The organism is Microcoleus sp. Pol12B4 (genome assembly GCF_036701385.1).
Taxonomy (GTDB): domain Bacteria; phylum Cyanobacteriota; class Cyanobacteriia; order Cyanobacteriales; family Microcoleaceae; genus Microcoleus.
Window position 1 is genome coordinate 1 of record NZ_JAUBQR010000104.1, and the last position, 21,851, is coordinate 21,851.

Consider the following 21,851-nt stretch of genomic DNA (forward strand, 5'->3'; position numbering starts at 1 on the left):
ACAACCTTTGCTGACTGTGGCTTCTACCATCGCATAAGAATGTCAACCTCTATCCCACATCAATCTTCTTTCCCGCCATTACTGAGCGTAACAACTTTAACGCTCTTACTCTTTATCCCATTTTATATGGACACATTAAGGCGTCAAATATTAAATGTGTTCCCGCCTCTAATAAAATAACTAATCTAGCTTTCGGAAACGCTGCTCTTGTACCTGGACGACTTCCCGGACGACCAAAAACCCGGGCATTTTCATCACCCAGACGGAAGATCTAAGCAGGTTCCATCTATCACTACAACCCTGAGTTCGCTGATAAAAGCTCCTACTGTTTCAACTGTAGCCATTGGTCGCACTAATGAATGAAACAACTGTCTCATCACGCCTGCTCCTAATCTTTGTCTGGCTTGAGTAATTGCCGATTTACAGGGAAACCGCCAATATTTACCCATTTTCACCCATGCTTCATTAAGACCATCAATTAAATTTTTTAAGACATCCCGCATTGAATCTTTTGACCACAGACTCATTGCTATTACCAGACACACTACCAGTTGTGCTGGTAGGGAGCGATGACGTTTCTCTTCAACCTTCGTTTTAGTAATCGCCTCTTCAATTGCACTGGCTGGAATTGCTATCTCTATGGCTTTGAATATCTCCTTACTTGGGATTTTGGGAGATACTAATGAGAAGTCTTTGAGATGCACCTTACTTGCTCTCTATTTTTGGACACCGTACCTAATTTACCACTATTTCAGACTTAACTGAACCGTATTGAATTATAGTGATGTACAAATTTAAAAATTAAAAATGCGAGCATCTCAATGAAAGCAGCCGAGCTATAAATTGGAGTTAGGAGTCAGGAGCCAGGAGAAAAGAGTCAGAAGGAAGAAGCCAGAATAAGTGTTTTTACCAATATGAGATGCTCCTCTTATGGTCGTCTAAAACTACCTTGTAACGCAAGAATTTAATCCTCTAAAATCACTTCTGTATCCTGTATTGCTTGAGAACTTTAGCGGGACTAACAAATGAAATGCCCTGAGAAAAAGAGGTACTGATCATGACAGCTTCAATGACGGGCTCATAAACCGTTTTTTCTGCAACCCACTCCACAATAAAGTTGGCACCTGAGCCTCCACTTGTATCATTTGCTGCAATGAAAAAGTGTGTGGAAGCAAGCGGCTTGAGTTCTACAGGACTCTTAATATCCTGCCTAATCAATTTCCCATCGGTATCGTAGTAACGCACAGAAGTGATAATAATCGAATTTGTCAGATCCGTATTGCGAATACTGAGCGTGGCTGACAACTCCATCACCTCATCCTGGCTATTGTAGTGATAAATATGCGAGTAAATAGGGACATATACGGTTTGTCCCATCACAACTTTTGTTTTATCTAACGTGACCGATCGCAGTGAGGTTTCACGTTTTGTATCAGGTTGTTGCCTTTGTGAGGTAGTTTGCTCAGAACAGGAGGTAATGACGATCGCGACGATCGCCCAACCAACCCAGAAATCATGTTTCAGCTTCATCGGCATTCATCCAAATACACCACATACATTGCAGTTACGTCTAAAGCAGAGTGCACATTCTCTCTCGTTTGAGGCGGCTTAGTGATAAGGTTTGAGCGGCAGTTCAATCTGAAACGTTGAGCCTTTGCCCACTTCACTCGTCACATGAATTCTTCCACCATGAGCCTGGACAATCTGTTCGACGATCGCTAACCCTAGTCCAAATCCACCACTATCGAGCGATCGCTCAGTGTCCACCCGATAGAAGCGATCGAAAATATAGGGTAAGTCCGCTTCTGAAATACCGATTCCCGTATCGATTATCTGAATGACTGCCAAATTGGAATGAAGAACTAGGCATATCTTTACAGTTCCGCCAACGGGAGTATATTTACAGGCATTGTAAAGCAAGTTTTCGACTACTTGCCGCAGCAAATCGGGGTCGGCCAATAATTCAATCCGTTGTGCCGGTGATTCGCAGGTCAGTTTGATATTTTGGGGTTGTGCAAGTGCGACAAACTGGGTGGCTAAATTGCTCAGCAACTCGTTGAGATTGATTAACTGGAGCGATTCCCGCGTAAGTCGCCCTTGATGACGAGCCAACAGCAGTAAATTATTCACCAGCGCTCCCATTGATTTTGCGCTATCTACAATGTTTTGTAAGGGAGGATGGTAACGTGAATCATCACCCGCGATGAGCAACCCAAGCTGGGCATTAGTGAGAATGGCAGACAGGGGCGATCGCAACTCGTGAGAGGCATCGGCTGTAAAGCGCTGAAGCTGCTGATAGGCTTGCCGAATCGGTTGCATGGCCAGCCCACTGAGACACCAACCTGTGAGGGCAATTAAGCCCAGTGCGATCGGGACAGCGAGAGTTAGCACAATCTGAAGCTCAGTGAGCCTGTTTTGAGTTTCTGTCAGGGGAGTTGCAACCTGAAGATAACCGAGTACCCCTGTTCTACCTTCAACGGGTAATGTCACCTGACGCAGCCAGATTCCTTTTCCCAAAAGTGGATCGGTCGATCGAACTGTGAGATAACCAAAGGGCGTATTTAACTGCTCTGGGGAAGGAGTCCCAAAAAAACGAACGAGCCGCCTTTGTGCGTTAAACCAGCGCACATAAATCAGATCTTCTGCAAGGGGATGAGAACCACTGCCTAACAAAGGGACATGACTCAGATCGACCTGGTTATGGTTTTTGCGAACTTCATAATACACGCTGGCAGCCATGACTCTAGTTTTGTCATAGAGCAGTCGGTCAAGCGCCTCTAGTTTATCTTTTACCTCAATCTGATAGATCACCCCCGCAAACAGCACGAGAATGCTTCCCATTGAGAGGGTGAACCAACGAGCCAAATTGCGACGACTTTGATTGAACACGGCTTGCCTTCACGATCGTTACTTTTCAGGGGAAGTCAGGCGATAACCCATACCGTAAATGCTATCAATCCAATCTGCTGTTCCAACAGCCTGCAAGCGTTGGCGGAGTTTGCGAACTAGAACGGTGATCGCATTGCTCTCTGGTTGAGTCCCCCATTCCCACACCGCTTGTTCAATCTGATTCCGACTCAAAACCTGTCGAGGATGACGCATAAAATACTCTAACAACTGAAACTCGCGACTGGAGAGGGAAACGGTTGCACCTTGTCGCTCAACAGTAAGAGTATCGAGGTGGAGGTGCAGATCCTCAAGGCTGAGCGTATCTCCTTGCCAAAGGGGCGATCGCCGTCTTAATGCCCGGACTCGTGCCATGAATTCAACCAAATCGATCGGTTTCACCAGGTAATCATCTGCGCCGGCGTCCAACCCGGTCACTTTTTCCGGCGTGGTATCTCTTGCCGTGATCATCAAAACCGGAGCTGTTTTCCCTGCGGCTCGATACTGACGACAGAGATTTACCCCACTGATATGTGGCAACATCCAGTCCAAAATCAACAAATCATAATCTTTTTCGGATAACAGCCACTGCGCCGTCTCTCCATCTTTTACCCCATCTACGCTATGTCCTGCTTGAGCTAGTACCGTTTGCAACGGCATCAGTTGCTTTGGGTCGTCCTCCACAAGTAGGATTCTCATATATTTTTTTAATTTGGCTTATAAACATTGATATATTGATATGCCAGCAATTCTCATTATGACTTTGGCAGAGAAGTTTGAACTGGTGAGGACTCTGGGGTGGACGATGGAAATGGACAGATTTCCATGGCTTGAATCAAGCCGTGCTCAAGGGTGAATCGATGACCCACGTGATCATCGACAAGAACTGCTCCAGCCAAGTCACGCACGACCTGATGCACATCGACCAAAATGCGCCCGATCTCCTCCGAGTAAAAGGAAACCGGCTCGACGTGCGGATCGAGCTCGCTCCATTGCTCCGTCCAGTAAGCGCGAACTTCTTTAGGTCCACGGACAAAACCGCCTTTGAACGCTTTCGGCCCAGCCACGTCCGGAGTCATGAGGGCAAGGGCAGCGTCAATGTCTCGCGCGTTGAAGGCTGCGTACGCCGCATGGAGCAGTTCGATTTCTGGTGCAGGTCGATCTAACATAAGTTGATCTGACATAAGAGGTATGGTGACAGCAAGTTTCATTATGCAAGATTATGAGAGTGATTCCCATCGAAACTCGCTATTGTGAAGAATTTTGGTATCTGAAACCCTTATTCCCTCGTTAGCAATCTAGGCTTGAAAGCTCAATTTATAGTGCAAGCGTTGCAAAATGAGAATTGCTGTTGATATGCTGATGAAATTTACCTATTTTAAGTATTAATCTAAAAATGCCAACACTTACTTTTTTTCTACTTGCAGCTCTAGGAGAAATCTCTGGGTGTTACGCTTTCTGGGCATGGGTGAGACTTGAAAAGAGTATTTTGTGGATTTTTCCAGGCATTTTAGCTTTAATCAGTTTTGCGCTTTCTCTAACTCAAGTCAATGCTTCAAATGCTGGAAGAGTATATGCTGCCTATGGAGGTATTTACATTCTTACATCTCTGGTTTGGTTATGGTTCATTGAAGGAGTTAAGCCAGATAAGTGGGACTTGCTTGGTGTTACAATTTCCCTGATTGGAACTGCTGTAATTTTGTTCAGCCCACATCGCTGATTGCTGTTTAAATATAACTCGAATAGTTGACGCATCTCCCTTGAGTATGATTTCAGCAGACCGATCGCTCCACTAAAGTGCAAATAGATCGCCGGGCAAGCGTTTAAATAGGTGTAGTATGTGGCAGGTTACTAAACGTTGGCTAAAAGCATCAGGCGCAGAGTTTTGGTTGCCATTGCCATTTGTGGCGATCGCGTTTTGGGTTGGTTCCGGTTTCCTAATGGCTCAAGAATTACAACAACCCCAGATCGCAAAAAATAAACTTCAGGCAGATACCCAGCTTAAAGCAACGGTGTCTGTGAATATATTGCTGATCAACGCGGTGATCAACAGAAAACAAGGAACAACCCTGGTTGCGGTAGAAACAGCAGAACCCATTTTGAAGCGATTGCAATTAGAATTGCCAATGACTGACGCAACCCAGATAGAGACAGCGATCGCGCAAGAGCTCCAATTATCACGTCAAAATGTTCGCCAGTTAGTCCGTTACGAGATCGTCGAATAAGTTTATTGTTTCAATATTGCGATCGCATCCCGTCAAAAAAGGTTGCTAATCCATAGGTTTCCTGGCTGCGACCGCGCATTTTTTTAACTGGCAAGAGCCTTTGGCGCTTGCCACTTCACTGTTAGGAACTACTGAGTGACGATTTCGTTATTGATGGAAACATTCGCTGCAACTTGCCGAGCGAGTTGTTCTGCCAATGCTTTTTGTTCGGTCGTTTGAACGCGCCCGGTTAACACAATCGCATTAGCCCGATCGTCTGCGTCCAAATCGAATGGCTTGAGGGTGGCATCGGAGTCTAAAGCCTCTTCTACGCGATCGGCAATATCGTCAATGTTTTGATTGTTACCCGTCTGTGCGGTCGTGGTTGCAGGCGCAGAAGTGGTTGGAGCAGTCGGATTTTCAGTGGTAGTTGTGGGAGCAGAAGTAGATGGAACAGTTGTCTGTGAAGTATTGGGTGGGGTGCAAGCACCTAAACCCAAAATTGCAACAGTGCTGACGCTGATTCCTTGCACCAATAGCTTTAATAATTGCATATTATTTGCCTGTTTTGTTGGTTTTGAAACGCAATTTTGCCGAGAAACCTCAGCCTGAACTTTTTCATTATCTCAAATTAACGAGTGAATGTACGATAGTTCATCCATCAAAAGTAATGCTTTTTATAATCCTCTTAAAAGGCAACAATAAATCAAATCCAGTGAACTAAGTTTTGCAAGTATATAAGCTATATCAATCGGTTATCTGCCTAAGCATAAGCAGCAAATGTGATCCAAATGTGAGCAACAGAAATCAGTCGATCACTTTTCTCTCACATTCATCAATGACGCTAGAAACAAGACCAAACAACAGAGAAGCACTTGGCTTGACAAGAAGCGTTATGACTGCAACGAATCTAGAAAAATTAGTAGAACAATCTTGGCATCACCTCTCTGCCGAGAAAGTAGCTCGGCTTTTAGAGACTGACCTGGAAACAGGTCTATCTTCCCACGTGTCAGCCCAACGGCGCGAGATCCTCGGTCCCAATCAACTAACGGCTCAGAAGCAGCAAAGTCCCTGGTTGCGATTTTTTCAGCAACTGAATCAGCCGCTAATCTACATTTTATTAGCCTCTGGCATAGTGACAGCATTTCTGAAAGAGTGGATAGATTCAGGGGTAATTTTTGGGGTTGCTCTGACGAATGCCACCATTGGTTTCGTTCAAGAGTCAAAGGCAGAGAATGCGATCGCCGCTTTAGCAAAATCTGTGGCAACTGAGGCAACCATTCTCCGCAACGGTCAAAAGCAAGTGGTTTCATCCAGCGAACTGGTTCCCGGCGATATCGTCTTGCTGTCTTCTGGGGATAAAGTGTCTGCGGATCTGCGGCTGATCGAAGTCCGTGACTTACAAGTCGATGAGTCAGCGTTAACGGGAGAATCTGTCCCGGTTCAGAAGCAATCCCAGGCACTAGAGGCAGACGCTGCACTGGCCGATCGCACGAACATGGCGTATACCGGAAGCCTGGTAACGTTTGGACAGGGACGCGGACTGGTCGTCAGCATTGGTGACTTGACCGAGACCGGACACATCTCCCAACTCATGCAGCAAAGTAGCACACTGGAAACCCCGCTGAGCCGCAAAATTGACAAATTTAGCAAAACCTTGCTCTATGTCATTTTAGGTTTGGCTGCCTTCACCTTTGTCGCAGGCATTGCCCAGAGATTTTCTTGGGTTGAGGTGTTCAAGGCATCTGTGGCCCTTGCCGTCAGCGCAATTCCTGAAGGCTTACCCGCGATTTTAACGGTGACACTGGCGATCGGGGTTTCCCAAATGGCAAAGCAACACGCCATTATTCGCAAACTTCCGGCAATTGAGACGCTGGGCAGCACCACCGTGATTTGTTCCGACAAAACCGGAACCTTGACTCAGAATCAAATGACTGTTCAGGAAATTGATGCCGGTGGAAAGCGATATCGGGTTAGCGGTGGAGGATATGCACCAGACGGGAAAATTTCTGTAAATGGACATTCCGTTGACCTGGCAAACGCACCTGCTTTATATGAATGCCTGCAAGCAGGACTGTTGTGCAACGATTCTTATCTAGACGTGCAAGACGGGAACTGGACTGCGATCGGTAGTCCCACGGAAGGGGCGCTGGTTGCGGTAGCCCAAAAAGCGGGGTTAATTACTGAGCAACTGGAGGAAGCGCTTTCCCGGCTCGATACACTGCCGTTTGAATCTCAGTTTCAATACATGGCAACCTTACATGACGATCGTCCAGAACGGTTGATTTATGTCAAGGGTTCAATTGAGGCAATTCTCACGCGGTGTCGCCAGATGCTCGATGAAGAGGGAGAGACGATCGCCCTCAACCCCGTGCAGATCGAGGAAGCCGTCGAGAGGATGGCGAAAAAAGGGCTACGAGTTCTAGCACTTGCCAAGAAAGTTGTACCCGCTTCTCAATCTTCTATTGAGCATTCTGATATTGAGCAAGGGTTAACTTTTCTGGGGCTGCAAGGCATGATCGACCCGCCTCGCCCCGAAGCGATTCAAGCGATTGAAGCCTGTCGGTCTGCGGGAATTCAGGTGAAGATGATTACCGGCGACCATGCCAAAACAGCCGCAGCGATCGCGCACCAAATGGGACTAAATCAAACCCAAGAGGCTCCCGTTTTTACGGGTCAAGAACTCGCTCAAATGAATCAGCAGCAATTAGCCAATGCTGTCGAACAAAGCAGCGTGTTTGCTCGTGTAGCGCCAGAACAAAAGCTCCGCATTGTCGAAGCACTTCAGTCTAAGGGTGAGATTGTGGCGATGACTGGAGATGGAGTTAATGATGCTCCCGCCCTGAAGCAAGCTGATATTGGGGTAGCGATGGGCATCACGGGCACTGAAGTCACAAAAGAAGCCGCAGATATGATTCTGACGGATGACAACTTTGCTTCGATCGAGAAAGCAGTTGAGGAAGGACGCACGGTTTATAAGAATCTGCTGCGGGCGATCGCCTTCATCCTACCCGTGAATGGTGGAGAGTCCATGACCATCTTGATTGCCGTACTTTTGGCAACCCCGCTACCCATTTTGCCAGTACAAATTCTCTGGCTGAATATGGTCAGTTCAGTTGCGTTGAGCTTACCGTTGGCGTTTGAGCCGCCCTCTCCCGATGTCATGCAACAGCCGCCTCGACCTGCCAATGAACCGCTTCTGTCTCGCAGGCTGACGGCTCGGATTCTGACAGTTTCGGTATTTAACTGGATTGCGATCTTTGGGATGTTTGAATGGATCGTCCAAACCACAGGCAATGAAGCTCTAGCCCGGACGATGGCAATTCAAGCATTGGTTGCAGCCGAAGCTTTTTACCTATTAAGCATCAGTCGCTTCATTCCGGCGATCATCGCCAAACTGCGCGGTAAAGATGAATCAGTTGGCTATGCTGTGGCGATCGGCATTGGGGCTATTTTCATTCTCCAATTCCTGTTTAGCCAATGGGGCATTATGAATCAGTTATTCGACACTGAAGCTTTGAGCCTAATCCAAGGCTTAATTTGTATCGGATTCGGACTGCCAATGATTCCTTTATCAGCTTTGCTAAAACGTTTTGCACCTCTGAACTAAGTAGTTTTTGTGATGAGGCTATTGCAAGCTAATTCACACACTATTTACCAATTTTGTAGCGTTTAACATTGAATATTTCTCATGAATTACCAAAATCTCAAACGTGCTAGCGGCCTATTTACTAATCATCGAAACGCAAAGCAGGCGCTAGTTGAGCTAAAAAGCAGAGGCTTCCCCATGCACAAGATTTCAGTGATTGCTAAACCTTCTGACAATAATGATTTGGACTCTCTGGGCGTGAAACAAATTTTAATGACAAGAGCAGCAGGCGCACAAGTAGGCGCGATCTTAGGCAGCATACGACTAGGTTCGCTAGCCTTAATTGTTGGACTCAGCAGCCTGCTAATCCCCGGTATTGGTCAGGCATTAGCGGTGGAAAGCATTTTAGCAACTTTTTTTGGAAGTGGGATTGCTGCAACTGCTGGCGGTCTATGTGGCGCGCTTCAAGGATGGTTGGTGCCAGAAGAACAAGCAAGAATGTACAATGACAGATTTAACCAGGGAGATTATTTGCTCGTCATAGAGGCAAGAGAAAATGAGATCGTGATTGCTGAACCTGTCCTTAAACGTTGGGAGATTCTGACATGGCGTGTCTGTGATGCTACCTAAATTCAATGTCAGAAAGGACGATTACCTTCGAGGAATTTAGTCCCGCGAATCAGAACGTCCAAAACCCACTCAAAAATTGGAAGGTCGATGATTTTGGGCATTGCTCTCTTATTCCTGACATACGGATCGACAACTTCCAGTACCCGCCTTAGCGGCAACGGCGATCGGGTCGGCAACACTTCAGAAGAGACTGTTTAAAAAAATTAAAAACCAGCACAATTAAGAGCAATTAGCATCTTGTAAGGGTTTGGAAATCATCCAGATCTACCAAAAAAACTGCTCTTTAAAAACGATCAGATCACCCAACCAACCCAGAAATCCTGTTTCAGCTTCTTCAGCATTCATCCAAATACACCACATAAATTGCAGTTACGCCTACAACAGAGTGAACCGTCTCCTGTAGACTAAAACGGTAGTTAATCTGTTAATTTCTTTGAGGAAAACGAGTTTATGGGAGGAGTATCGGTGATAGAGTCGATTGTAGCGCAACAAACTCCCTTGGGCAGCGAGCCTGCTACAAATAGCCAAACGGCAGGAGTCATTCCTGAATTGGTCATCATCTTGATCATTCTGCTGCTGATTGCAACTGTTGTTGCACTCGTAACTCAACGGTTGCGAATTCCCTATGTAACGGGCTTAGTGTTAGCAGGCTTGCCGATTACGGAGGTTTTGTCGCGTCGAATTGGTTTAGACCCATCTTTAGTATTAAATCTTTTTCTACCAATTCTGATTTTTGAAGCAGCTATCAATACCGATATCAGCCGTCTCCGCAGTACATTTAAGCCGATCGCCCTGCTGGCTGGTCCCGGCTCTATCTTTTCTTCAGCAATTATCGCTGTTTTGGTTAAATTTGGGCTGGGGCTAGACTGGATTCCAGCGTCGCTGATCGGAGTCATTCTGGCAAACACTGATACAGTCTCGATGATCGCGGTTTTTAAAGAGATCCGTGTGCCTTCCCGGCTATCCACCATCGTGGAAGGAGAAACTCTGTTTAACGATGCGGCTGCTCTAATTTCATTTAATTTGGTTTTGGTCATTTATGCGACAGGCTATCTCACCCCTATACAAGGCGTGAAGGAACTGCTCGTGGTTGCCTTAGGTGGGGCAGTGGTCGGGGGTGTTTTAGGTTATTTGAGCGTGCCTATATTTGTTCGTTTAAACGATCGGTTGAGTAGCCTTTTGCTAACCGTCGCTCTCGCATTGGGAACCTTCCAAATCGGACAATTTTTAGGCGTATCCGGCGCAGTGGCGGTGGTCATCACCGGACTGGTTTTTGGCAACCTTGGGCTGCCTCGCAGTTCGTCTGCCTCGGATCGGATTACCTTGCTGAGTTTCTGGGAATACGCTGGTTTTGGCGTCAATACGTTTATTTTCCTGCTGATTGGGATTGAAATTAACCCGCTAACGCTGTGGAGAATTTTGCCATCCATTTTATTCGTCATTCTGGCCTATCAACTGGGACGGATTCTCTCGGTCTATTTGTTATTAGCGGGGCTGCGTTGGTTCGATCGCCCCATTCCGCTACGCTGGCAGCACATTTTGGTTTTAGGGAATATTAAAGGGTCTCTCTCAATGGCCTTAGCTGTTGCGATTCCCTTGGCCCTACCAGGACGGGATAACATCATTGCCCTGGTTTTCGGTGCAGTTTTATTCTCCTTAGTCGGACAGGGATTAAGTTTACCGTGGATGGTAAAACGACTAAAAATAAGCCGTGTTTCTGATGTAATGCAGGAAGCTGGGCAGTTACAGATTCAGTTGATCGCTTCCAAAGCGGCTCAAGATGAGCTAGATAGTTTGCTGAAATCTGGCGTGTTGCCGAAGGCAGTTTACGAAGAGTTATGGGCATCATATCAAGCACGAGTAGCACACTCTGAGCGAGTGCTGCGCGATCTCTACAATAAACATCGGGCCGGGCAAGTACAGGGCGATCGCAGCGGGCTAGATACGATTCGACGGCGATTGCTCTTAGCAGAAAAAGGAGCAGTTAGCGATGCCCTCCGCAAGCGAATTGTTCCAGAGGATCTGGTTGAGCCTTACATCAAAGATTTGGATGAGAAACTTCTAACGTTGGCAGATGACTAGCGCGAATGCCAAGGTAATCAATCATCTGGTGAACTAGCTCTGGACGGGTGACGACCAAGATGGTAGAACCTGCTTCTAGAACAGTATTACCGTTTGGAATCTCCAGATTGGCGCAGGCATGGCATTGATAACCAATAATCAGCGAACCTGTTGGAAAACCAGGGTCTTGAGCAATTTGAGCAACGGTGCGACCTGCCACATTGCAATCGCCTGGAACGGGCAGCTTTAGCACCTCGACTTGTCCTTGTTCAAAGTGCATCATCGATTCGATTTGAGGGTATTCAATCGCATTTGCCATTGTTGCGACTGCCAAATCAATCGTGCTGATGATGTGACTGGCTCCGGCAAGGCGATAGGCTTCCATGAATTCGCGATCGCGCATTCGCACCACAATATGGGAAATGCCATAGCTTCTGGATAGGGTGATCAGCGCTAAATTCAGTGCATCGTCCCTGAGTGCAGCAACGACGGCGTTTGCTTGTTTAATTCCGGCTTCCAGAAGCACCGTTGTGCTCACGGCACTGCCTTCAAATGCCATCACTCCGATTTTTTCTCGAGCAAAGCGACAGGCCAGCGGGTCGGCATCGATGATTGCAACCGTATGACCGACTTTTAATAACTGTTGGGCTAAACCCAGCCCCATCATTCCTGCTCCACCAATTAATACGTACATGACTATTTGTCACCCCAAAAATGAACTTTACAGAGCGCTCGCTGTGAGCGATATTGTGTTGGGTTTTTATCAGTTTAATCGGCTTGTGAGGTGGCTTATACCGGGCTTACTTATTACCTGTTCCACAGTTAATTTAATCTGCTTTTGGGGTAGGCATTGCTAGCCCGCCCCTCAAGGGATGTTCCTCAGTTAGATGCGTAGGGGGAACCCTACATAATCTTAGGCACTTTAAAAAACTCCCCATCGCGATCGGGTGCTCCCTCCAAAATACTTTCTCCCTTAGCAAAAGGTTGCAAATCGTCCGATCGCATCACGTTACTAACATCGATCGCCCGTGTTGTCGGCTGTACCTTGCTCGTATCCAGTTCGCTCAACTGCTCGAAATAATCCAAAATACCGTTAAGTTGACCAGTAAACTGCTCTTCTTCTTCCGGCGTTAATTCCAATCTCGCTAAATTCGCTACTTTCCGAACTTCTTCTCTGTCAATCATAAAAATTGGGAATTGGGAATTGGGAATGGGGAATTGGGAATGGGGAATTGCTTATTATAAACAATAACAAACAACAAACATAGAACAAATAACTAATGCTCCATGCCCATCATAGTTAAAAATACACATCAATTTGCGATCGACCTGTCGTCTTCAGCCAATTTTGTACCTCAATGTAATTGTTTGGGGCCAAGCGAATAGCCTCTTTCCAATAATCCGCAGCTTTATCAAACAGCCCTTCCGCCCCTTCAATATTGCCCGCTTCCTTTTCCTTTTCCCCTTGATAGTGGTAAATCACAGCAATATTATTCAGTGCTTGTGGCATTCTCGGATTGAGATCCAAAGCCTCGCTGTAATATTCCAAAGCTTTATCGTGTTCGCCGTTGCTAGTATGGATCAGCCCCATATTATACAAGACATAACTGCGATCGTAAGGATCTTCCTCCAGCTTCAGCGCTTCATGATAATTGTCCAGCGCTTCAGCATATTCGCCATCTGCTTGAGCGGACATACCATCCCGGTAATAAGCAAAAGCTTCCTTCGCCTGCTTTTTGGCTGGCATAATCTTTAGGATGATATCAGCCATTACTGTGAAGCTTTTGTCAATAAAGTTATCGTTGCGTTGAGTTCTTGGCATATGCGATTCTTTGGTGAGTGGCTAATCAGAAAAATTAGCCTGTAAAGTTTTCCTATTAATAATTGCGCCACTGTTGTAGTGGGCCGTTGTGTTGAGGGCGCTAAAAGGCTTAGTCGATCGCAACTGCGAACCTTAAAACACTCCCTTGGGTTTAACACTCTCGCAAGTTCTATCTATTTTATATAAGTCTTGCAAGACTTGCAAAAAAACCAGATTTCTTTAACCTCTCTCTCGTACTCTACACAAAACTTACAAAAACCCGCAACGGTGGAAAAAGTTCTGCTGGAGGGTGCAGGGACAATCGTGTTCCATGGCTTTCCTTCGGGTCGCGAAAGCTAACACCAACGGGCGATGATCGCGCACCGTACCCTACTAACGGTACTCACAATCCCCGTCGTTGACCCTCAGAGCAAACAAGCAAATAGCCTGCAGAGGAGAAATTCAATCACAAAGTTTTATTAAGCTATCCGAGTTCAGCCCATACTTAAAAGTTATTCGGCAAAACACTAGCAATATTTTGCCCCAAAGTCAAGGGCAGCCTCAAAAAATCCGAAACCCGATCGCCAAAACCAGCTCGAATTCCCGCAATATATAATAAAAATAACCGGGTAATTTTCACAGAGAGAAACCTATGGCTCCGAATCCCACCATTATGCAAGCCGTCGAACAACTTGGCTACCGCGTTACGGTTGGAGACGTGGCGGCAAAAGCTGGATTAGATGTCAATTTTGCCCAGCGAGAACTGTTAAGCCTCGCCTCCGAAGCAGGTGGCAACCTGCAAGTAGCAGAATCCGGCGACATTGCCTACCTATTTCCCAAGAACTTTCGAGATATTTTGCGAAACAAATTCTTGCGCTTGCAGTTGCAGGAATGGTGGCAAAAAATCTGGCGCATTTTATTTTATCTGATTCGGATATCTTTCGGCATAGTGCTGGTAGCTTCCATCCTCTTAATTTTTGTTGCTATCACGATTTTACTCTCCAGCGGCGATAGCAATAACAGCAGCGGCGGAGGAGGAGACGGTGGTGGAGGGGGCGGCAGAGGCGGCGGCTTTTCCTTTTTTCCCTACTTCTGGAACGACTTAATCTGGATATTTTACTGGAACCATGACGAACCATACTACCAGCAGCGATCGCGCTTAACTGGTCAAAAGCCCCAGATGAGTTTTCTGGAAGCAGTTTTCTCCTTTATCTTTGGAGACGGCAACCCAAATCACAATCTAGAAGAGCGCAAGTGGAGCGATATTGCGACTGCAATTCGCAACAACCGAGGTGCCGTTGCCGCCGAACAAATTGCTCCATATCTAGACAATCTCGGACAAGGATACGCCCGAGAGTACGAAGAATATATGTTACCAGCCCTCGCCCGTTTTGACGGCCGTCCCGAAGTCAGTCCCGAAGGGCAAATAGTCTACCACTTCCCGCAATTGCAAACCACAGCCACCGAGAGAAATTCTGAACCAGTAACAGCTTATTTGCGAGAAATGCTGTGGCGTTTCAGCAACGCCAGTTCCGGCCAAATCATGCTCGCAGCAGGGTTGGGGGCCGTCAATCTTGTCGGTGCGCTAGTTTTGGGGAATCTATTAACTAATAATTTGATCGCAGGTGGATTTATCGGTTTCGTCAGCGCTGTTTATCCCATGATCCTGATTTACGGCGTCGGATTTCTTGCAATTCCTTTAATTCGCTACTTCTGGATTCAGTGGAAAAATAGTCGCATAGAGGCCCGCAATCAAGAGCGTCAGCAGCGAGCAATGTTATTAAACGAACCCGATGCCAACTTGCTCAAAAAACTGGCCTACGCCCGGGAATTTGCAGCAGAAAACGTTCTGACTGGAGAAGACTTAGCTTATACAACAGAAACAGAATTAACCCAACAAGAACTAGAACAGTCAGCCAAAACAGATGCCGAATGGCAGCGCCGGATCGATCGCTCCGACAACTTGTAAGAATAAAAAAACCAGTTTTTTGTTGTTAACTTAGGTTGCACTAAAATCTTGCCCCTTTTCAAGAATAGGCAGGATGCCTGTTCCACAATAAAATATCTTTGTTGGAGAACTGGCTTTTAGCTCGTTGCTAAGAATTGTGGAAAATATCAATCTGTATGGATGTCATAATTTTTTATACTCCGAGTTTTATTAAATAAGCTTAGGGCGTTTAAAAATCAAACAATTTTGGTCATACTTAGAGTCGTGATCCAGAGCCACAAGTTCCCATCCCTCCTCGCCCAAATGATTGACAAATAGATGCAGCGAGCCTTGTTTCCAATCTCGCTGTTCTTCACCGTTTACATATAAACTAATCAGCTTGTTTCCAAAAGGATACATATTCGCATCCACAAATAAATACTCCCACTTTTGCATAGCAATCCTTAATGTAGTTAGTTGGCAGTTGGCACTTGGCAGTTGGCAGTAGTTAGTAGTTATTTGTTATTTGTTGTTGGCTCTAATAACCAATGCTTTTCGGCGAAGATGCTTTTCGCCCCACTTCCAAGTTCCCAATTACCAATTCTTTTCGACCCAATTCCCAATTCCCAATTCCCAATTCCCAATTCCCAATTCCCAGCAGTTACTGGACTGCAATTCTAGCCAAAGTAGTACCCCGGTAATAGTGCAACAAAATCTGCTGGTAGCCGTATCCCTGTCTGGCCAAATTGTAGGCCCCCCACTGACTCATTCCTACAGCATGGCCGAAACCTTTGCCAGCAACTTGAAAACCGGTAGGAGCTTGGCCGCTGTTCCTTGGGTTCCCACCGCTCCCATACTGAGGAATCACGGTAAACCGCGTACTCCTCAAATTTAAAACCCGGCGTAAATCTGCGCCAGTCATGACCCTAGAACCGCCATCTCCAACTACTTTCATCCTCAAAACGCTGCCATAAGCGGTAGTGCGTTCTGGCTTCATCGAGATCACATTGCCCACGCCAGAAATCTTACTGCTGATTTGAGCCCGAGAAAAATTTTCTTTCCATTGGTAAACCGGCGCTCCTTGGTCGAAGTCAGGAACAGCACGCAGGTAAGGCAGGGGTTCCGTCCAAACATCCTCGACATTTTCAGTATGGCCCCCAGACGCAGAGTGGAAAGCTGCTAAAATTATCTGACCGTTGTAGGCCAGAACTTGACCAGCGGTTGCATCAACGGCGGAATAAGTGCCAGAAGATTCTGTTTGCAGTCCTTTGTAAACCTGCGAAGACTGAGTGCTATCCACGTCGTAAAGATCGGTTTCGCTTTTGAGGCGTTGGTGGATAGCGTAGGAACGGGCTGCGACTGCTTGGGCTTTCAAAGCCTCTTGAGGCCAATTGCCACTCATCTCGGCACCGAGAACGCTATAGAGATATTGTTCAATATCGACGTAGTTGACGGCAGTCAAGCCTCCTTTTTCGGGAACTAGAAGCGTGCGTCCCCGATACCAACGATCGCCAATCCAAACATAACCGTTCCCCGTCGGCTCGATCCAAACTTGGTTGGCCGCCCAGCGACCAATTGCCACTGTTCCCGATCGAAATTGAGCTGACTGAGAACTGTTTGCCGACAGTTCGCCCAAATTGCGCCCGCTACCATCGCGGATTGCAGCCTTAGTAGAACTGCCGACTTTTACCTGACTTGCTCCGTCTTGTACCGCCACTCGCAAGATCAGCGCGGCCTGTGCTGGGGCTACCATTACCAGCCAAAACAATAGCGAAATCCAAAAGTAGCGTTTTTTTAATGTTGAAAGAACGGAAACAAAGAATACTCCTGACTGCATTTGAAAATTTTCCTTTTATGCTGTATATGTTTGACAAGTTTTAAGGGGAAGCTCCGGTTCGGGGAAAAGGAAGAGGAACGGAAGAAAGAAAACGTTAGAATTGGGTTTGCTACTCTGTGCGCTTGTCAAAAATGATTTGAGCGACTCGATCCTCGCAGGAACAGCGATTTATCCCGGTTCCTGGGTGCGACTATTTCCTTTATGTCGGATTAGCTGCACTCTGGATATATGTAACATATTTTTTAAGACTTAATTGAGGTGATTTGACTCTTGCAGATTACATTTCTCGGAACTAGCTCCGGTGTCCCCACGCGATCGCGCAACGTTTCCAGCATCGCCCTCCGGTTGCCCCAGCGAGCGGAACTGTGGCTGTTTGACTGCGGCGAAGGAACTCAGCACCAGTTTCTCCGCAGCGATCTCAAAGTCAGCCAACTAAGCCGCATTTTCATCACTCACCTGCACGGCGACCATATTTTCGGCTTAATGGGTTTGCTGGCTAGCTGCGGTTTGGCGGGGAATGTCAAGCGCATCGATCTTTACGGGCCTCCGGGACTTGAAGAATATTTGCAAGCTGGCGTTCGTTATTCTCAAACTCATTTTTCTTACCCGGTTAAGGTACACAAAATTCACGAGGGAGTCATCTATGAAGATGACGAATATATTGTTAGCTGCGGCCCTTTGAAGCACCGAGTTACTGCTTTTGGTTATCGAGTAACTGAGAAAGACCGTCCGGGACATTTTGATGTAGAAAAAGCGAAGGCTGCGGGTATTCCTTCGGGGCCGCTTTACGGTCAGTTAAAACAAGGAAAGACGGTAAAGTTATCGGACGGGCGACAGTTTAAAGGTACTGATTTTTGCGGCCCGGATCAAATCGGGCGCAAGTTTGTGTATTGTACTGACACGGTTTTTTGTGACGGGGCGGTGGAATTGGCGAAGGATGCTGATTTGTTGGTGCATGAAGCTACTTTTGCTCATCAAGATGCTCAAATGGCCTTCGATCGCCTCCATTCAACTTCGACAATGGCGGCTCAAGTGGCTTTGACGGCTGGGGCGAAACAGTTAATTATGACGCATTTTAGCCCGCGTTACGCTCCGGGGAATGCGATCGTCCTGGATGATTTGCTCAAGGAAGCGCAGGCTATTTTTCCGAATACGAAAATGGCCTATGACTTTTTGACTTACGAAGTGCCCAGACCTGTTTAAAACTAGGGTTAATCTTACCTGAGATGTGACAGCTTTTTCAATAAGGGCGATCGGGGCGGGCAAGATGCCCACCCCACAAGAAAATTTTAAATATCACTGACATTGATAATAATACCAGTGTCAACTATATTAAACACAAATATTTATTAAATTTACCATGACGTTTGAAATTGGACTATTAGGAAAGCTAGCACCAGCAATGGCTAAACTGGCAGAAATAGGATTCAAAGAAGCTATGAAAAAATTGAATCCTAGCGATTTTGAAAAAGCTTGTATTTGTGCGCTCAAAGCTGCCGATAAAAATAAATTATTCTCTGCTTGCGAACAGGGTGTAGTCGAAGATTTTCTTAAAAGTTTCTTGACGGGTGCAGCACTTCCAGAACTCCTGAAACCTTTCAACGACCAAGAAAAGCCTCAAGTTAATTTTTTAGTTGAAGCCTTTAATGCCACAGTCCCAGAACACAAGAAAATTCAAGACCGATTCGCTCCCGAAAGACTGCATGATTGGTTGGATGTTTTTGCTGAAACCTATTTTCATAAAACAAGTAGTTATTTAAGGTTAAAAGTTGCCAAAGCAGACTATTTGAAGCAACTGGCTAACTGGTTTGATGATGTTAAGTTTGCTGGCATTGCAGTCGAAGCTCAGGAAATCGAAAAATCGGAAAAGTTGGCTCACATTTTTGTAATGCCCGATGTTTTGGAAGAAGAAAAGGTAGATATTTATCGCTTTATTCAAGAATTGGGGGAACGCAAAAATATGCAACAGATGCAGAGAGAAACTCGCTCTGGTAGAAAGTTTTTAGCATCACAATTATTGAAGCAAAATCAATCAAATAAATTTGTTTTGCTAGGCGCTCCTGGTTCTGGTAAAACAACTTTACTGAGCTTTTTTGCGGTGATGTTGGCTCAGAATGATCCAGAAAAACTCGGCTTGCCTTCTGGGATAGATTGCTTGCCGATTTTGATTAAGATTCGGGATTTTGCTAGGCTTTCAGATATCAATCTCCTCGACTATGCCCGCCAGTTTGCGGAGAAAACTATGTCCGTGAAACCGCTGCCAGAAGGCTTTTTTGAGTATTGGCTGGCAGACGGTAGGGCGATGATTTTGTTGGATGGATTGGATGAGGTTGTGGAAGAATCCAAGCGCTATGCGGTGGTGCAGCAAATTGAGAATTTTTTGGGGCAGTATCATCAAAATCTGGCAATTATTACTTCTCGCCCTGCTGGTTACAAACGCGATTTTTTTAATACTTCGGAGTTTGAACACTATCAGTTACAACTGTTTGATGATGCTAAGGTTGATCGGTTTATTAATCACTGGTACGACAGCCGCGTTCCAGATGCGGCGGAAGCTCAACGTCGCAAAGATAGCATTAAAAAAGCTATGGATGAAAACGATCGAATTAAATTGTTGGCGAGAAATCCGCTATTGCTGACAATCATTGCTTTGATTCACCGCTATCAAGCTGTACTGCCGAAGGCACGCCACAAGCTTTATGAAAAAGCTGTGGAGACACTGTTAAAGTGTTGGGATGCTAACAAAAATATGACTGATAAGTCAGTATTCAAATGTTTAGATGCAGAGGACTTACGGCGGCTGATGGAAATTCTCGCCTATTGGATTCACACTCAGGGTAGTACGGATAATCCTGAAGGCGGGACGCTGATTGTCAAGGATGATTTGTTAGAGCAGTTAACTCAGAACATTAAAACCAAAAAATCAATAGAATTGTCCAGTGCAAGAAAGGAAGCTAAACGATTTGTTGATTTTATTCAACAGCGGACGGGATTGCTCAACGAACAAGGACAAGATTTGTACGCCTTTGTACACAAGACTTTTCAAGAATATTTGTGCGCTCAGGAAATCGGCTATCAGGCAGATGATGAGGATGATTTTGAGATTGTTCTCAAGCATATTCGAGAGCATTTGCATGACCCCCACTGGCGGGAAGTGTTGCTGTTGTTAATTGCTCAACAAAAACCGAAGAAAGCGGCGAAAGCGATGCAAGCAATTTTGACCGCGAATAGCGAGCATGAGCAATGGTTGCACCGCGATTTGTTTTTTGCTGGCAGTTGGCTTGCGGAAAATATTAAAGAGTTAAAGGTGGCAGATTCCAGTCTAACTGTGGAGATTTTGGAGAAGTTGGTTGAGTTGGAAGTAAGCGATGAGGAACTGGTTGGTGAGAGGGTTCTGTCTCAGGTTTTGCAAATCCTTTGCAGTATGAATGAGACTGAGTTTGAGGCGCAAACTTTGCAACTTTTGAAAGCAAGGGGTGTTGATGAAAATCGATTGTGGAGATATCAAGCAGCATTAGGGGAAAAAGAAGCTGTGATCACTGCCATGCTACTACGCCTCGAAGATGGGAATGAGAATGTGCGTCGTGAGGCAGCATTTGCCTTGGGCGGGTTGGGAAATGCTTCAGAAACCGTCATTAGTGCCCTGTTGTTACGTCTTGAAGATGGCAATCACTCGGTGCGTTTCTATGCAGCACGAGCCTTGGGCAGGTTGGGAAATGCTTCAGAAGCCATTATCGGTCACCTGCTGCCACGTCTCGAAGATGGCAATAACTCGGTGCGTTTCTATGCAGCGGAAGCCTTGGGCAGGTTGGGAAATGCTTCAGAAGCCGTGCTCAGTGCCTTGGTGTTACGTCTCGAAGATGGGGATAACTCAGTGCGTAGCTCGGCAGCGCAAGCCTTGGGCAGGTTTGGAAATGCTTCAGAAACTGTCACCAATGCTCTGCTGCTACGTCTCGAAGATGGGGATAACTCAGTGCGTAGCTCGGCAGCAGAGGCCTTGGGCAACTTGGGAAATGCTTCAGAAACTGTCACCAATGCTCTGCTGCTACGTCTCGAAGATGGGGATAACTCAATGCGTCGCTCGGCAGCATCAGCCTTGGGCAGGTTTGGAAATGCTTCAGAAACTCTCACCAATGCTCTGCTGCTACGTCTCGAAGATGGGGATAACTCAGTGCGTAGCTCGGCAGCATCAGCCTTGGGCAACTTGGGAAATGCTTCTGAAGCCGTGATCAGTGCCTTGGTGTTACGTCTCGAAGATGGGGAGGGCTTGGTGCGTAGCTCGGCAGCAGAGGTCTTGGGCAACTTGGGAAATGCTTCAGAAACTGTCATCAATGCTTTGCTGTTACGTCTGGAAGACGGGAAGGACTGGGTGCGTCGTGAGGCAACAGAAGCCTTGGGTAACTTGGGAAATGCTTCAGAAACTGTCATCAATGCTTTGCTGCTACGTCTCGAAGATGGGGACTACGGGGTGCGTTACTTTGCAACAGAAGCCTTGGGTAAGTTGGGTCTCAAATATAGTGACGTTTTGCCTGCTGTCGTGCAATGGATCGATCGCCATCAGAATGCAAAATATGTCGGCTCAGGTATTGATGTGTTGTGGGATTTGGTGGCGGGTGAGGGAAATCGATCGCCCGTGGGTTTTTAGAAGTATGTAGCTTTTGGGTCAGTAAAACCAGATCGCCCTTCCCGAACTTTCACCAAAAATGCGGTTAGTCTGCTGTTTGACGATTAGGGCCCTCCATCCCCTTAATAACCCGGAACACAGGTCAATTATTCAATCCAAAATCCAAAATCCAAAATCCAAAATCGATCGATTATTCAATCTAAAATCTAAAATCTAAAATCCAAAATCGGTCGATCGCCCCCAGCGACGGCCCAGGAGGGTCAATGGTTGCTACAATCGGGGAGGGTATATG

The 21,851-nt window shown here is 46.3% G+C and carries 19 protein-coding genes and 1 pseudogene; 8 read left to right on the forward strand and 12 right to left on the reverse strand.

Annotated elements, in window-relative coordinates:
* Window positions 1-45: 45 nt before the first annotated feature.
* From QUA38_RS15545 to QUA38_RS15565, 5 genes and pseudogenes are all read right to left on the reverse strand, one after another.
* Window positions 46-614 (reverse strand): annotated as a pseudogene (locus QUA38_RS15545) (transposase domain-containing protein); the annotation flags it as partial.
* 364 nt (window positions 615-978) lie between these two features.
* Window positions 979-1,530: a DUF3124 domain-containing protein gene (locus tag QUA38_RS15550; protein ID WP_333163179.1), complete on the reverse strand. Its 552-nt coding sequence runs from the start codon at window positions 1,528-1,530 to the stop codon at window positions 979-981.
* A gap of 78 nt (window positions 1,531-1,608) precedes the next feature.
* Window positions 1,609-2,889, reverse strand: coding sequence for a HAMP domain-containing sensor histidine kinase (locus QUA38_RS15555; protein WP_333163181.1), 1,281 nt, complete (start codon window positions 2,887-2,889; stop codon window positions 1,609-1,611).
* An 18-nt stretch (window positions 2,890-2,907) separates the two neighbouring features.
* On the reverse strand, window positions 2,908-3,585 hold the full coding sequence (gene rppA / locus QUA38_RS15560) for a two-component system response regulator RppA (RefSeq protein ID WP_333163182.1): 678 nt from the start codon (window positions 3,583-3,585) through the stop codon (window positions 2,908-2,910).
* Between the two features lie 56 nt (window positions 3,586-3,641).
* A complete protein-coding gene (locus QUA38_RS15565) occupies window positions 3,642-4,055 on the reverse strand; it encodes a nuclear transport factor 2 family protein (protein ID WP_333163184.1) in 414 nt (137 codons plus the stop codon).
* Between the two features lie 227 nt (window positions 4,056-4,282).
* On the opposite strand from QUA38_RS15565, the gene QUA38_RS15570 reads away from it, so the two are divergent.
* Both QUA38_RS15570 and QUA38_RS15575 read left to right on the forward strand, forming a co-directional pair.
* The gene (locus tag QUA38_RS15570; protein WP_333163186.1) at window positions 4,283-4,606 is read left to right on the forward strand and encodes a YnfA family protein; all 324 of its coding nucleotides are present in this window, start codon (window positions 4,283-4,285) and stop codon (window positions 4,604-4,606) included.
* Window positions 4,607-4,724: 118 nt separating this feature from the next.
* Window positions 4,725-5,111 carry a hypothetical protein gene (locus QUA38_RS15575; RefSeq protein ID WP_333163188.1) on the forward strand — a complete coding sequence of 129 codons (387 nt, stop codon included), beginning with the start codon at window positions 4,725-4,727 and terminating at the stop codon, window positions 5,109-5,111.
* A gap of 128 nt (window positions 5,112-5,239) precedes the next feature.
* Here the strand turns inward: QUA38_RS15575 and QUA38_RS15580 are convergent, their stop codons facing one another.
* The gene (locus QUA38_RS15580; RefSeq protein WP_333163190.1) at window positions 5,240-5,644 is read right to left on the reverse strand and encodes a BON domain-containing protein; all 405 of its coding nucleotides are present in this window, start codon (window positions 5,642-5,644) and stop codon (window positions 5,240-5,242) included.
* 341 nt (window positions 5,645-5,985) lie between these two features.
* Here QUA38_RS15580 and QUA38_RS15585 point away from each other — a divergent pair, with 341 nt between their 5' ends.
* The 3 genes from QUA38_RS15585 to QUA38_RS15595 all read left to right on the forward strand — a co-directional run bounded on the left by QUA38_RS15585 (window position 5,986) and on the right by QUA38_RS15595 (window position 11,391).
* Window positions 5,986-8,700, forward strand: a complete 2,715-nt coding sequence (locus tag QUA38_RS15585) for a cation-transporting P-type ATPase (protein WP_333163192.1) — start codon at window positions 5,986-5,988, stop codon at window positions 8,698-8,700.
* Window positions 8,701-8,781: 81 nt separating this feature from the next.
* On the forward strand, window positions 8,782-9,309 hold the full coding sequence (locus QUA38_RS15590) for a hypothetical protein (RefSeq protein WP_333098200.1): 528 nt from the start codon (window positions 8,782-8,784) through the stop codon (window positions 9,307-9,309).
* A 450-nt stretch (window positions 9,310-9,759) separates the two neighbouring features.
* Entirely contained in the window at window positions 9,760-11,391 is a 1,632-nt protein-coding gene (locus QUA38_RS15595; protein WP_333163194.1) for a sodium:proton antiporter, read from the forward strand.
* Here QUA38_RS15595 and QUA38_RS15600 read toward each other — a convergent pair.
* From QUA38_RS15600 to QUA38_RS15615, 4 genes are all read right to left on the reverse strand, one after another.
* Complete coding sequence (locus QUA38_RS15600) at window positions 11,348-12,064, reverse strand: TrkA family potassium uptake protein (RefSeq protein ID WP_333163196.1); 717 nt, start codon at window positions 12,062-12,064, stop codon at window positions 11,348-11,350. The genes QUA38_RS15595 and QUA38_RS15600 overlap by 44 nt on opposite strands.
* Window positions 12,065-12,273: 209 nt before the next feature.
* A complete protein-coding gene (gene gatC / locus QUA38_RS15605) occupies window positions 12,274-12,555 on the reverse strand; it encodes an Asp-tRNA(Asn)/Glu-tRNA(Gln) amidotransferase subunit GatC (RefSeq protein WP_006635952.1) in 282 nt (93 codons plus the stop codon).
* 115 nt (window positions 12,556-12,670) lie between these two features.
* Window positions 12,671-13,192 (reverse strand): photosystem I assembly protein Ycf3, encoded by a 522-nt coding sequence (locus QUA38_RS15610; protein WP_333039118.1) that lies wholly within the window; start codon window positions 13,190-13,192, stop codon window positions 12,671-12,673.
* 484 nt (window positions 13,193-13,676) lie between these two features.
* Window positions 13,677-13,811, reverse strand: coding sequence for a hypothetical protein (locus tag QUA38_RS15615; protein ID WP_333163198.1), 135 nt, complete (start codon window positions 13,809-13,811; stop codon window positions 13,677-13,679).
* A gap of 12 nt (window positions 13,812-13,823) precedes the next feature.
* Between QUA38_RS15615 and QUA38_RS15620 the strand changes: the two genes are divergently transcribed.
* Complete coding sequence (locus tag QUA38_RS15620; protein ID WP_333163200.1) at window positions 13,824-15,140, forward strand: hypothetical protein; 1,317 nt, start codon at window positions 13,824-13,826, stop codon at window positions 15,138-15,140.
* Window positions 15,141-15,329: 189 nt separating this feature from the next.
* Here the strand turns inward: QUA38_RS15620 and QUA38_RS15625 are convergent, their stop codons facing one another.
* Window positions 15,330-15,554 (reverse strand): hypothetical protein, encoded by a 225-nt coding sequence (locus QUA38_RS15625; protein ID WP_015174403.1) that lies wholly within the window; start codon window positions 15,552-15,554, stop codon window positions 15,330-15,332.
* 205 nt (window positions 15,555-15,759) lie between these two features.
* A complete protein-coding gene (locus QUA38_RS15630) occupies window positions 15,760-16,935 on the reverse strand; it encodes a SpoIID/LytB domain-containing protein (RefSeq protein WP_333163202.1) in 1,176 nt (391 codons plus the stop codon).
* Between the two features lie 270 nt (window positions 16,936-17,205).
* Here QUA38_RS15630 and QUA38_RS15635 point away from each other — a divergent pair, with 270 nt between their 5' ends.
* Window positions 17,206-18,138, forward strand: a complete 933-nt coding sequence (locus tag QUA38_RS15635) for a ribonuclease Z (protein ID WP_333163204.1) — start codon at window positions 17,206-17,208, stop codon at window positions 18,136-18,138.
* Between the two features lie 157 nt (window positions 18,139-18,295).
* Window positions 18,296-21,580, forward strand: a complete 3,285-nt coding sequence (locus QUA38_RS15640) for a HEAT repeat domain-containing protein (RefSeq protein ID WP_333163206.1) — start codon at window positions 18,296-18,298, stop codon at window positions 21,578-21,580.
* The last annotated feature ends 271 nt before the right edge of the window (window positions 21,581-21,851 follow it).